This window comes from Mesorhizobium sp. M1322, from assembly GCF_040318085.1.
Lineage (GTDB): Bacteria > Pseudomonadota > Alphaproteobacteria > Rhizobiales > Rhizobiaceae > Mesorhizobium.
The window spans coordinates 47,856-59,428 of the sequence record NZ_JAMYLP010000003.1 but is presented as its reverse complement, the minus strand read 5'-3'; the positions used below and the strand labels follow the sequence as shown (position 1 = coordinate 59,428).

General features: G+C 63.2%; 12 protein-coding genes. 2 read left to right on the top strand and 10 right to left on the bottom strand.

The window, feature by feature from the left end; all coding sequences use genetic code 11:
* Positions 1-5 precede the first annotated feature (5 nt).
* A complete protein-coding gene (locus NKH12_RS01885) occupies positions 6-587 on the top strand; it encodes a DUF1349 domain-containing protein (RefSeq protein ID WP_352951626.1) in 582 nt (193 codons plus the stop codon).
* Between the two features lie 177 nt (positions 588-764).
* Here NKH12_RS01885 and NKH12_RS01880 read toward each other — a convergent pair whose 3' ends face one another.
* Together NKH12_RS01880 and NKH12_RS01875 are read right to left on the bottom strand one after the other, a co-directional pair.
* The gene (locus NKH12_RS01880; protein ID WP_352951625.1) at positions 765-1,172 is read right to left on the bottom strand and encodes a PIN domain-containing protein; all 408 of its coding nucleotides are present in this window, start codon (positions 1,170-1,172) and stop codon (positions 765-767) included.
* The gene (locus NKH12_RS01875; RefSeq protein WP_095495128.1) at positions 1,162-1,392 is read right to left on the bottom strand and encodes an AbrB/MazE/SpoVT family DNA-binding domain-containing protein; all 231 of its coding nucleotides are present in this window, start codon (positions 1,390-1,392) and stop codon (positions 1,162-1,164) included. Before NKH12_RS01875 ends, NKH12_RS01880 begins: the two co-directional genes overlap by 11 nt.
* 365 nt (positions 1,393-1,757) lie before the next feature.
* On the opposite strand from NKH12_RS01875, the gene NKH12_RS01870 reads away from it, so the two are divergent.
* On the top strand, positions 1,758-2,777 hold the full coding sequence (locus tag NKH12_RS01870) for an isopenicillin N synthase family dioxygenase (RefSeq protein ID WP_352951624.1): 1,020 nt from the start codon (positions 1,758-1,760) through the stop codon (positions 2,775-2,777).
* A 472-nt stretch (positions 2,778-3,249) separates the two neighbouring features.
* Here NKH12_RS01870 and atzF read toward each other — a convergent pair whose 3' ends face one another.
* Genes atzF through NKH12_RS01830 form a run of 8 tightly spaced genes read right to left on the bottom strand, consistent with a single transcriptional unit; the run spans position 3,250 to position 11,547 of the window.
* A complete protein-coding gene (gene atzF / locus NKH12_RS01865) occupies positions 3,250-5,058 on the bottom strand; it encodes an allophanate hydrolase (RefSeq protein WP_352951623.1) in 1,809 nt (602 codons plus the stop codon).
* A complete protein-coding gene (locus NKH12_RS01860) occupies positions 5,055-5,405 on the bottom strand; it encodes a cupin domain-containing protein (RefSeq protein ID WP_352951622.1) in 351 nt (116 codons plus the stop codon). Before NKH12_RS01860 ends, atzF begins: the two co-directional genes overlap by 4 nt.
* Positions 5,398-6,066, bottom strand: coding sequence for a cysteine hydrolase family protein (locus NKH12_RS01855; RefSeq protein WP_352951621.1), 669 nt, complete (start codon positions 6,064-6,066; stop codon positions 5,398-5,400). The genes NKH12_RS01860 and NKH12_RS01855 overlap by 8 nt, the downstream gene beginning before the upstream one ends.
* Positions 6,066-7,592 carry an ABC transporter ATP-binding protein gene (locus tag NKH12_RS01850; protein WP_352951620.1) on the bottom strand — a complete coding sequence of 509 codons (1,527 nt, stop codon included), beginning with the start codon at positions 7,590-7,592 and terminating at the stop codon, positions 6,066-6,068. The genes NKH12_RS01855 and NKH12_RS01850 overlap by 1 nt, the downstream gene beginning before the upstream one ends.
* 9 nt (positions 7,593-7,601) lie before the next feature.
* A complete protein-coding gene (biuH, locus tag NKH12_RS01845) occupies positions 7,602-8,303 on the bottom strand; it encodes a biuret amidohydrolase (RefSeq protein ID WP_352951619.1) in 702 nt (233 codons plus the stop codon).
* Positions 8,304-8,328: 25 nt separating this feature from the next.
* Complete coding sequence (locus tag NKH12_RS01840; RefSeq protein WP_352951618.1) at positions 8,329-9,255, bottom strand: ABC transporter permease; 927 nt, start codon at positions 9,253-9,255, stop codon at positions 8,329-8,331.
* Positions 9,255-10,361: an ABC transporter permease gene (locus NKH12_RS01835; protein WP_502910731.1), complete on the bottom strand. Its 1,107-nt coding sequence runs from the start codon at positions 10,359-10,361 to the stop codon at positions 9,255-9,257. Before NKH12_RS01835 ends, NKH12_RS01840 begins: the two co-directional genes overlap by 1 nt.
* A gap of 58 nt (positions 10,362-10,419) precedes the next feature.
* The gene (locus tag NKH12_RS01830) at positions 10,420-11,547 is read right to left on the bottom strand and encodes a BMP family ABC transporter substrate-binding protein (protein WP_352951617.1); all 1,128 of its coding nucleotides are present in this window, start codon (positions 11,545-11,547) and stop codon (positions 10,420-10,422) included.
* Positions 11,548-11,573: the final 26 nt, after the last annotated feature.

Sequence of the window (11,573 nt, the reverse complement as noted above, 5' to 3'; positions counted from 1 at the left end):
AGCCGATGACATCTCAGAATGCAGAACTGACCTGGCTCAACCCGCCACCGCACCATGCTTTCGGCGACAGCACCGTGCATGTGCGGACCGGCAAGGAAACCGATTTCTGGCGCGAGACGTTTTATGGCTTCTGGCGCGACAATGGCCATTTCCTCTACCGGCAGGTCGAGGGCGATTTCAGCGCGGAGGTCACCGTCAAGGGGGACTACAAGGTGCTCTACGATCAGGCCGGTTTGATGGTCCGGCTGAGCGAGACGCACTGGGTCAAGGCCGGCATCGAGTTCACCGATGGGCTGGCACATTTTTCCGTCGTCGTCACCAATGATGCTTCCGACTGGTCGTTGGTCAGCATCCCGGCTGGTCCGGACGGCGTCAGGATCCGGCTGACCCGCCATGCCGAGACAATCCGTGTTCAGTATCTTGACGCCTCCGACCATCACTGGAAGCCGGTGCGGCTCGCCTATTTCCCGCCCTCAAAAACAGTCGATATCGGCATGATGTGCTGTTCGCCGCAACGTGAAGGTTTCGAAGTCACATTCAGCGATTTTTCGGTTGGCGCGGCGATCTCGAGAGAACTCCACGACTGATGTGTCGTGGCACCGGATCGGGGCGCCGCTTTCACAGCAGCATCGTTCCGACAGCCGAATTGCGCGGCAAGACCGGAATCCTTCCGCTTCGACTGGGACAACAATCACCGCGGCGCATGGTGGAATTCACGCCGAGGTCCGACGCCGCCGCAGCGCGGCGAGGAAATCCGCGAAGGATCAGGCACTTGGCCGAAACGGATTGGCGATACGCAGCCCTTCGTCGAGCGCCATCCCATGCTGCATATCCTCTGACCACAGTGTGTCGCAGTCAGCGTGAAGCGCTGCGGCGGCGATCATGGCATCGTAAATGGAAAAGCTGTAACGCTCGGCCAGCGCCAGCCCGGTCTCGTGCGTCTCGATGGTGATGGGATGGACGGTCAGCAGGCCGCGTAGCGTGGACAGAAACGCGTAGGTCTCCATCCACGACAGCCGCATTTTGCGGCGGGCGACATTGGAGAGCTCGTTGAGAACCTGCACGCTGATCGCGCCGCCAGCGGCGATGGCCATCTCCGCCTGGTCGGCTTTTACGGAATCGCCCGACGCGATATAGACAAGGACATTGGTGTCGAAGAAGCTACCGGGCATTCGCCTCATCCCGATCGAACTTGAAGTCGGCGGGAAGGCGACCGCGGAAGGCGCGAAGCCGCTTCAGCAATTCCTCGCGCGCAGGTTTGCGCGCGACGCCGAGTCGTCGGGCTTCGGCGACATGGATTTCAATCTCATCGCCTTCTTTGAGTTCGAGGGCCTCGACCACGACGGCAGGAAGACGGACAGCGAGGCTGTTGCCCCATTTGGCGACCTGCATCACACTCTCCTATGGATATACGTTAAGCGATATGTATATCCATGGGAAGCTGGGATCAAGAGACCGCTCGATGCCGAAGCTGCTGGAGCAAAGACCGTTTCATTCCAACAGAGTTCATCGGGCTGAGAGTCCAGATCAGACGGCAATGCATCAGTCGGGGTTACGGCGTTTCACGCAAGTTTTGTGGCCATGGCGCCATCGTGTCATGGAACACCCAGTTCGGACGTTATTTGCCTGCCGGCCGCCAAACGCATAGCGGACTTTCTTCCATTTGCATCGAGATTGGATCGGGCGTTGCTTTGATCGCAACGACGTGCGTGTCACCGTAAAGGCCTGATCAAGCCTGAGGCAGGAGGAGGTTGACCATGGCCAGGATTGTACCCGTGCTCGATCTCAGCCGTCTCGAACAGGGCGCGTCGGAGCATCGGACTTTTCTGTTCGACCTGCGCACGGCGGCCCGCGATGTCGGCTTCTTCTATCTCAGCGGCCATGGAATTTCGGCTGTGGAAATTGACGAGGTGCTCGACGCCTCGCGCCGGTTCTTTGCCTTGCCGGAAGCCGAAAAGCTGGCCATCGAAATGGTCAAGTCCCCGCAATTCCGCGGCTACACGCGCACCGGTGGCGAACTGACCAAGGGCAAGGCCGATTGGCGCGAACAGCTCGACATCGGTGTCGAGCGTCGACCCATACCACAGGGGCCGGGCATTCCGGCCTGGACGCGGCTGCAAGGGCCGAACCAGTGGCCTTCGGCCCTGCCGCACCTCAAGTCCGCACTGCTGGCATGGCAGACCAAGGCGACGGCGGTGGCAGTCCGCCTGCTGAAGGCGTTCGCGCTGTCGCTCGACCAGGCCGAGGACGCTTTCGATCCGATCTATTGCGGTGAGCCCAACCTTCGCATGAAGATCGTGCGCTATCCCGGACGCGACGCAACCGGCGATGACCAGGGTGTCGGCGCACACAAGGACGGCGGCTTCCTGACGCTCCTGCTTCAGGACGAGAACAAGGGACTGCAGGTCGAATATGACGGAAGCTGGGTAAATGTGGATCCCAGCCCCGGAACGCTGGTGGTCAACATCGGCGAGCTCCTCGAACTGGCATCGAACGGTTATCTCAGGGCAACGGTGCACCGTGTCGTCACGCCGCCGGCTGGTATCGAGCGAATTTCCGTTCCATTCTTCTTCAGCGCCCGGCTCGATGCGACGATCCCGTTGCTCTCCCTGCCTGAAGAACTGGCTGCCGAGGCGCGCGGACCGGCGAGCGATCCGGACAACCCAATTTTTCGCGACGTCGGAACCAACGTGCTGAAAAGTCGCCTGCGCTCGCATCCTGACGTGGCGCGCCGGCACTATGCCGATCTACTTGAGACAAGGGCATCACTCGTCTGAAGAGGTCAGAGCAAATAGAACAGGAATTTTCGCTATCCCGCCGGCTTTTGGAATTTTGTTCGTCGCCAACCCGCTCAAACAAGCTCAAACAGGTAACACCGTTCGGCGGTTTCCTCCCATTCCGCTGAACGGCGTTCACCTCTGAAGGTTGTAACCTTCTTTTGGCCGGGCCGTATTCGAGCCCGGCCATTTTTTTCGCGCTCCGTTGGCGAAGGCGTCAGAGCCGATTCTTCACGCTGGTTTCCCGCCCAACGACAATTCACGGCGTTGTAATCCGAGTAGGCCCAGCCGAACACATGCATTGCCCGACCGCGTTCTGATCCTGGCAACCCTTCTCCAAGCTGCAAATGTCCTGCACGGAACTTGAGTGATGGCCGCCAGACCCACGATATCCCGATGTTCGCGAGACAGCGCAACACATCGTCTTCAGCGCGTGTACCGCACGAGATAGGGGTTGACCAGGGCACGTATTTCAGCAGCGGGCGCCGACCTTTGCGATAAAGCTGCGCCAACCGCCATAGGCCGAAATGTCGATAGCTCGTGACAACCCCGCGGTTTCGACCAGGAAGCCCTTGGCCGATGTCCCGTCATCGAGCTCGATCGTGCCTATGCCGAGCGGCGGCGGGATCGCGGCCACGAAGCGTCCGAACGCGTCTGCTGAAAGCCGCCAAACCTCGACATCGATCGACTTCCCGTTGCCATCGGCAACACGCACGAGCCCGGGCTTCGGCACGGATTGGCCGGCGAGTGCGTAGAGCTGATAGGAAGCAACCGTCCTGGCGGCTCTGCTCAATCGCGCGCCCAGCGCGCAGAGCTGGCCGTTGAGCGGCATTCCCGACAAATGCGCGCCGACGACCACGAGCTCGATCATGCCGTCATTGAAGTCAGGGGTCGTGGCTACGCAGGCAGGCATCGCCCAGCCAGTCGCGCCAAGGCCGAGGCTGCTGGCTGCATGCAGATCGCGGGCCAGCGACGCCGTCAGGGCGTCCTTGCCGGCGGCGGCAAGCAAGGTAACGCTCATCGGCAAGCCGTCGTCGCGCTTGGCCGTCGGCACGGCGATGCCGCACATGTCGAGCAGATTGACGAAGTTGGTGTAGGTGCCGAGCCGGCTGTTGGTGACGATCGGATCGGCCAAAACAGCCTCCAGCGAATAGTGCGTCGGCGCCGTCGGCACGCAGAAAAGGTCGACCGAGGCGATGACAGGCGCCAGCCTGGCCTTGTAGGCCTGCAGCGCATAGAGGCCGTTGAAAGCGTCTGCCGCGGAGAGCTTTCGCGCTCCACCGATGATTGTGCGCGTCACTGGATGCATGATCGCTTCGTTCGCTTCCATGAAATCCGCGATCGCCGCATAGCGCTCGGCCACCCAGGCGCCTTCGTAAAGCAGGTTGGCGGTGGCGTAGAAATCGCCGAAGGGGATTTCGACCAATCGGCAGCCGAGTTGTTCCAGCGTCCGCAGCGCCGTTTCGAATCCCGCCTGCATGGCCGCGTCGCCAAAAAATTCCCGGCCCATCTTTGCCGGAACGCCGACAGACAGCACGGGTGGGCGCGGACCGAGCGGCGGCGCCGCGATGGAGCGCGAATAAGGATCGGCGTCATCCTTTGCTGCCGCGGCTCTGAGGACGCTGTAGGCGTCATCAACGGTGAGCGCGAAGACGGAGACGCAGTCGAGCGTACGGCAGGCCGGCACGACGCCGGCGGCCGACAGCGCGCCGACCGTCGGCTTCAGCCCGACGATGTTGTTGAGGCCGGCGGGAATACGGCCGGATCCCGCGGTGTCCGTTCCGAGCGCAAACGAGACGATGCCGTGGGCCGTCGCCACGGCCGAGCCGCACGAGGAACCGCCCGGCACCAGTTTCGGATCGATCGCGTTTCTCGGTATCGGATAGGACGTGCGCACGCCGACGAGACCGGTGGCGAATTGGTCGAGATTGGTTTTTCCGACGACCAGCGCGCCGGCCGCCCTCAAACGTGCGACGACGGTGGCGTCTTTCGCCGGCAAGTAGGCATATTCGGCGCAGGCCGCCGTAGTCGGCATGCCGGCAACATCGATGTTGTCCTTGACCGCGAACGGCACGCCCCAGAGCGGCTTTGCCACGGGATCGAATCCGCCGAGTGCTTCGGCTTCGGCGAGCATCTCGGCCTTGCTCGCCAGATGGATGAAGATGCCGGGATCGTCCGCTTCCGCGATGCGCGCAAACACGGTTTCAATCACGGCTTTAACCGACATGCCGGAGGCATAGGCCGCGTGCAGGCTGCCGATATCGAAGCGGATGTCGCTCATTTCGTCTCGTCCAGAATGACCACCGGCAGATTCCACTGGATCAGCACGACGCAGCCGTCGTTCGTCCACACCGAATGCTCGGTCCCGACCAGGTTCAGGATCACGCTTCCGGCAGGATAGTCGCCGTTCTCGTCGCTCTGGATGCCTTCCAGCACGACGATGGTTTCCAGCCCGACATGACGATGGCGCGGCACGCCGGCGCCGGGCCGATAGTTCAGGATGGCGACGGACGGTTCGGCCGGTCCGCCCTTGAGCAGCCAATGCACCGTGATGCCGTCGCGAAAATGCTCGAATGCCAGATCACGCCAGCCCCCATGGATGAGAGCCGGGTATGCAATGTTAGGCATCGGCAATTCCCTTGAGCACCTGGTCCGTCGTTCCCGTCCAGCCGACGATCGCGCCCTGCGCCCTGATCATGGCCAGCGCGGCCGCCTTGAATTCCGGAAAGTAACTCTCCGTCGCATCCTCGGCCAGCAGGCATTCATAGCCGCGGTCGTTGGCCTCGCGCATCGTCGTCTGGACACAGACTTCCGTCGTAACCCCGGCGAAGACCAGTTGCTGCACGCCGAGCCGCTTCAGGTCCTCACCGAAGCTGGTGGCGTAGAACGCGCCCTTGCCAGGTTTCTCGATGACGATTTCGCCAGGCAGCGGAGCAAGCTCGTCGAGGATCGCCGTTCCCGGCTCGCCGACGATCAGCACACGGCCCATGGGGCCGACATCGCCGATCCTGACCGACGGATTGCCGCGATTGCGCTTGGCCGGCGGCAGATCCGAGAGATCAGGCCGATGGCACTCCATCGTGTGGATGACCGGCAGGCCGGCTGCGCGAAATCCCTGGATCAGCCTTTTCACCGTCGGCACGATCGCCACCACCCGGCTGACGTCGTTGCCGAGGCTGGCGCCGAAGCCGCCCGGCTCGGCAAAATCGCGCTGCATGTCGATGACCACCAGCGCCATCGCCTCGGGCTTGAAGGCAAACGGAAACGGCAGCGCGTCGATCTCCGCCATCAGTGATGTCCCGCCATATGCTCGCCGATCGTCTGGACGCTCGCCTGGGCGATCGGCGTCTCGTAGACCAGCGCGCCGTCGGACATGACGAAGATGCGGTCGGAGAGCTCCAGCAATTCGTCGAGGTCCTCCGACATCAACAGCACGGCGGCGCCGGCGTTGCGTGCCCGCATGATACGGGCGCGGATTTCGGCGACGGCAGAGAAGTCGAGGCCGAAGCAGGGGTTCGACACGATGAGAAGATCGACCTCGCCGGTCAGTTCGCGGGCGAGCACCGCGCGCTGCACATTGCCGCCGGAGAGCGACGAAATCGCCGAGGCGAGCGAGGCCGTCTTGACCTTGAACTGCTCGACCAGGCGCGTCGCATAGTCCCTGATGGCGCTCATCCGGATCCAGCTTATCGGCTTGCCGGCCTCGTTCAGGTCGAAGGTCCGGAAAGCCATGTTTTCCGCCACCGTCATCCTTGGCGCGCAGGCATTGCGCAACGGCTCCTCCGGGATGAAACGAACATTGAGCGTGCGGGCCTCGGCACGGCTGGCGCCATAGGGCGAGCCCTTCACCAGCACGTCGCCGGCATTACGCGTGCGCTGCCCGGCAAGGACCTCTAGAAACTCCTTCTGGCCGTTGCCGGAAATGCCGGCGACACCGACGATCTCGCCGGATTTCACATCGAGCTCGCCTATATTGATGGTCTTCAGGCCGGTTCGGTCGGGCGCCTTCAGTGCCTTCACCGTCAGGATTTGCCGGGCGCCGACAGGCACGGGAGAGCGGCTGTCGAGCACGGCAATCGGCTGGTCGCCGATCATCATCGCCGCCATCTGCTTGTGAGACAGCTCCGATACTTTCCCCGTTCCCGTCAGTCTGCCCTTGCGCAGCACCGTGATGTCGTCGGTGAACGCAGTCACCTCGTGGAATTTGTGCGAGATCATCAGCACGGTGAGGTCGCCCGCCTTGGTCATGCCGCGCACGAGGCCGAGCACTTCCTGCGCCTCGCCGGGGGTCAGCACCGACGTCGGCTCATCCAGCACCAGAAAACTGCGGCCGAGATAAAGCTGCTTGATGATTTCGAGCTTCTGTTTCTCGCCGGCGGCGAGTTCGGCCACCTTGATGTCGAGCGGCAGCTTGAACGGCATCCGCTCCATGAATTGGGCAAGTGCGGCGCGCTCCTTGCGCCAGTCGATGATATCAGGCACCTTCTCGCGCGAAATGACCAGGTTTTCCGCACCCGTCAGGGACGGGACAAGGGTAAAATGCTGGTAGACCATGCCGAGGCCGAGCGCCGAGGCGTCCTTTGGACTGGCGATCGTGACCTCGCGGCCGTCGACCAGAATGTCGCCGGCGGTCGGGTGATAAAAACCCATGATGCATTTGACCAGCGTCGACTTGCCCGCGCCGTTTTCGCCAAGCAGCGCATGGAACGATCCCGCCGGCACCTTGATCGACACGTCGTCCAGCGCGGTGAAGGCGCCGAAGCGCATTGTCATGCCGATGGTCTCGACGCCGACTGCTTTTTTGCGGTCACTCATGGTCGAACCTCATGGCAACTGGGCGACGAAGGACACCGAGTTCGACACAGCGCCGAACACGCCGCCTTGCATCTTGATCATCTTGATCGCGGCGAGATGGTTGCCGTAGTCGGTCGCCCCGCAGCAATCCTCCAGCATCACGCATTCGAAGCCGCGGTCGTTGGCCTCGCGCATCGTCGTGTGCACGCAGACATCGGTGGTGATGCCGGTGAGCACGATGTTTTCGATGCCGCGCTGGTTGAGGATCAATTCCAGGTCGGTGGCGCAGAACGAGCCCTTGCCCGGCTTGTCGATGATCGGCTCGCCTTCGGCCGGATAGAGATCGGGGATGATGTCCCAGCCCGGCTCGCCGCGCACCAGGATGCGCCCGCAAGGTCCGGGATCGCCGATGCCGGCATTGATGCGGCGCGAGCGCCAGCGCTTGTTGGCCGGCAGGTCGGCGAGATCGGGCCGGTGGCCCTCGCGCGTGTGGATGATGGTGTAGCTCTTCGCCCGCATGGCCGACAGAACCGACTTGATCGGTTCGATCGGCGCCCGCACCAGCGAGAGATCGTAGCCCATATGGTCGACATAGCCGCCCGGACCACAGAAATCGGTCTGCATGTCGATGATGATCAGCGCCGTGTTGTCGGGCCGAAGCTCGCCATTGTAGGGCCATGGATAGGGATCGGCGTCGATATAGCGCTGCGTGATCTCTGCTCTGGCGTTCATTCAGAAAAACTCCAGTCTGGAAACGTCATTTGGTGATCGACAGTTCGCCCGGCGCGCCGGCGAGCGAACGGCTCGGCGACGAGGTGGCGATCATGATGATGAGCGTGAGGATGTAAGGTGCGGCGTAGAACAGATAGTAGCCTTGCGTCACCCCGACCGATTGCAGCGCCGGGCCCAGCGCGCCGGCGCCGCCGAACAGCAGCGCGGCGGCAAAGCAGCCGAGCGGGTTCCAGTGCGCGAAGATGACCAGCGCCACCGCCATCAGCCCCTGTCCCGACGAAATGCCTTCGGTCCAACTGCCGGGATAGTAGAGCGACAGATAGGCGCCGCCGATACCGGCCAGCGCACCGCCGATACCGGTGGCGATGAGGCGCACCGTATTCGGGTTGAGGCCCATGGCGCGCGCGGCGTCGGAACTGTCGCCGACCACGCGCACGATCAGGCCGGCGCGGGTGTTGCGGAAAGCCCACCACAGGAACACGGCAAGTGCCGCGCCGATCAGGAACAGCACGTTGACATTGAGTGCCGCCTGCACCTGCGGAATATCGGACCAGCCGCCAAAGGGGATCGCCGGCAGGTCGGCCGCCGAAGGCTGGATGAACGGTTTGCCGAAGAAGAAGGCGAGACCCGAGCCGAACAGCATCAGCGCAATGCCGATGGCGATGTCGTTAACCCCACGGAATTTGCAGATCCAGCCATGGAACAGGCCGAAACAAAGACCGGCGGCGGCGGCAGCCAGCAGACCGAGCCATGGCGAGCCGGTCATAACCGCCACGGCATAAGCGGTCATCGCGCCGAACACCAGCGTGCCCTCGAGGCCGAGATTGATGCGCCCCGAACGCTCGGTGATGGCTTCGCCCAGCGACACGAAGATGAAGGGCGTCGAGACGCGGATGGCGCCGCCGAGCATGGCGAGCGGAACGCCCCAGAGGCCGATCTCGGTTGCGTCCATCAGGCAGTTCCCTTCAACAGATCGGGCCTCTGCCAGAGGTCGGGATTGAAGGCCTTGAAGCGGCCGTAGAAGGTTTCGCTGAACAGGATGACGACGAAGAGCATGCCCTGCAGCACCAGCACGGTGGCGTCGGGCAGGTCCATGCGGCGCTGGATCAGCCCGCCGGAGGCGTCGATGCCGCCAAGCAGGAAGGCGACCGGGATGATGGCGAGCGGATTGTGGCGGGCGAGGAAGGCGACCAGGATACCGGTATACCCATAGCCGGTGGCGAGCGAGGCGTTGGCGCTGCCTTGCACGGCGGCGACTTCCAGCATGCCGGCAAGGCCGGCGAAGCCGCCGGCCAGCGCGGTGAAACCGACGATCAGCGGTCCGACGGCAAGCCCCTGCACCTGTGCTGCCCTGACATTGCCGCCGGCGATGCGGGCGGCGAAGCCCCAGCGGGTCTTTTCGATCAGCAGCCAGGACAGAACGCAGGCGATGACGCCGACGACCAGGCCCCAATGCACGTCCATGCCCGGAATGTTGCCAATGCGGTAGGCCTCCGCCAGCGGCTCGGTCGAGGGTTTGTTGAGCGAGGCGGGATCGCGCAGCGGCCCTTCCACCAGATGGTTCATCAGGGCGATGGCGATATAGGCCATCAAAAGGCTCGATATGGTTTCGTTGACGGCACGGTAGTGGCGTAGCGCGCCGACGGCACCGATCCAGATGCCGCCGGCGGCCAGGCCCGCCACGCCCATGGCAAGAATAACGAAAAAGGCGGGGGCGCCGCTAGTGGCCACGCCCATCGCAGCGGCGGCAACACCGCCCAGCACGATCGCGCCTTCGCCGCCGATGACGACCAGGCCGAGCCGGGCCGGCAGTGCCACGCAGAGCGCCGCAAGCAGCAAGGGTGCGGCCCGCGACAGCGAGTTCTGGATCGAGAACCACGAGCCGAAGCCGCCGCGCCACATCGTTTCATAGAGCTGCACGGGCGACTTGCCGACCAGCGCGATGAACAGGCTGAACAGGATCATGCCGACGATCAGCGCCGCGAGCGGAATGACGAAGGCTTCCGCCCGCCGGGCGATCCATTCGAGCGCCGTCGGAAAGCCCTGGGCGCCGAGCATCGCCGGCATGCCCGCACTGGTCACCGTGTCTGCCATGGCCCCCGTCTCCGATCCCTGATCAAGCGGTCGAGCCGACGACACCCTCGACGAGATAGTCCATGCTTTCCAGCTCGATCGCGGCTTCGACGAAGGTCTGGCCCTCGGTTGCGACAACGTCGCCCTTGTTGTTCTTCAACGGCCCCTTGATCACGGAAAAGCCGCCCTTCATCATTTCGGCGAGCGTGCCGTCGAACTGTGCGCGCGCCGCCTCGCTGACGGCGGGGCCGAGCGGGCTCATCTTGACGAAGCCGTCGGCCAGTCCGCCGCGCGTGAAATTGGGCAGCGGCTTGCCGGCCATGAGGTCGTCGACGAACATCTTGTAGACCTTCGCCCAGTTCCATTCCGCGCCGGTCAGATATTTTTCGGGCGCCAGCGGGCTCTGATTGGCATGATAGCCGCAGATGAAGGCGCGGCGTCCCGCCGCCGTTTCGACCACCACTTTCGGGCTGTCGACATGGCAGGTGATGACGTCGGCACCCTGATCGACCAGTGCATTGGTGGCTTCCGCCTCCTTGACGGCCAGCGACCATTCGCCGGTGAAGATCACCTGGCAGGTGATTGCCGGGTCGACCGAGCGTGCGCCAAGCAGGAAGGAATTGATGTTGAGCAGGACCTGCGGAATCGGCTTTGCGGCGACGAAGCCGAGCTTCTTGGTCTTGGTGGCGTGGCCGGCGGCGACGCCGTTGAGATACTGGCCCATGCCGATATAGCCGAAATAGGAACCGGCATTCATCGAATGCTTGTCCTTGTTCCACATGCCGCCGCAATGGCGGAACTGCACGTCGGGGAATTTCGCGCACATGGCCAGCATGTGCGGATCGAAATAGCCGAAGGAGGTCGGGAAGATCAGCGAGGCGCCGTCGAGGTTGATCATCGATTCCATCGTCTTCTGGACATCGACCGTCTCGGGGACATTCTCCTCCTCGACCACGGAGATGCCCTCGATGGCCTTCAATGTGGCGGCACCCTCGGCATGCGCCTGGTTATAGCCGTAGTCGTCCTTGGGTCCGACATAGATAAAGCCGACAGTGACGGCAGCGGCGAACGCCCTGCTGATCGGGAATGACGCCGAGGCCAGACCGAGCGCCGCTCCGGCAGCGGAGGTCTTGAGCAGTTCGCGGCGGCTAAGCGTGAATCTCTCGGTCATGTGGATGCTCCCTGTTGGACCCTTTT

Bases quoted from the DNA above. Each gene is read 5' to 3' on its own strand.
- NKH12_RS01850 (WP_352951620.1), bottom strand. From the start codon at position 7,592: ATGAGTGACCGCAAAAAAGCAGTCGGCGTCGAGACCATCGGCATGACA.
- NKH12_RS01830 (WP_352951617.1), bottom strand. From the start codon at position 11,547: ATGACCGAGAGATTCACGCTTAGCCGCCGCGAACTGCTCAAGACCTCC.
- NKH12_RS01870 (WP_352951624.1), top strand. From the start codon at position 1,758: ATGGCCAGGATTGTACCCGTGCTCGATCTCAGCCGTCTCGAACAGGGC.
- NKH12_RS01835 (WP_502910731.1), bottom strand. From the start codon at position 10,361: ATGCTCGGCGCCCAGGGCTTTCCGACGGCGCTCGAATGGATCGCCCGG.
- NKH12_RS01860 (WP_352951622.1), bottom strand. From the start codon at position 5,405: ATGCCTAACATTGCATACCCGGCTCTCATCCATGGGGGCTGGCGTGAT.
- NKH12_RS01855 (WP_352951621.1), bottom strand. From the start codon at position 6,066: ATGGCGGAGATCGACGCGCTGCCGTTTCCGTTTGCCTTCAAGCCCGAG.
- NKH12_RS01880 (WP_352951625.1), bottom strand. From the start codon at position 1,172: ATGCCCGGTAGCTTCTTCGACACCAATGTCCTTGTCTATATCGCGTCG.
- NKH12_RS01885 (WP_352951626.1), top strand. From the start codon at position 6: ATGACATCTCAGAATGCAGAACTGACCTGGCTCAACCCGCCACCGCAC.
- NKH12_RS01840 (WP_352951618.1), bottom strand. From the start codon at position 9,255: ATGGACGCAACCGAGATCGGCCTCTGGGGCGTTCCGCTCGCCATGCTC.
- NKH12_RS01875 (WP_095495128.1), bottom strand. From the start codon at position 1,392: ATGCAGGTCGCCAAATGGGGCAACAGCCTCGCTGTCCGTCTTCCTGCC.
- biuH (WP_352951619.1), bottom strand. From the start codon at position 8,303: ATGAACGCCAGAGCAGAGATCACGCAGCGCTATATCGACGCCGATCCC.
- atzF (WP_352951623.1), bottom strand. From the start codon at position 5,058: ATGAGCGACATCCGCTTCGATATCGGCAGCCTGCACGCGGCCTATGCC.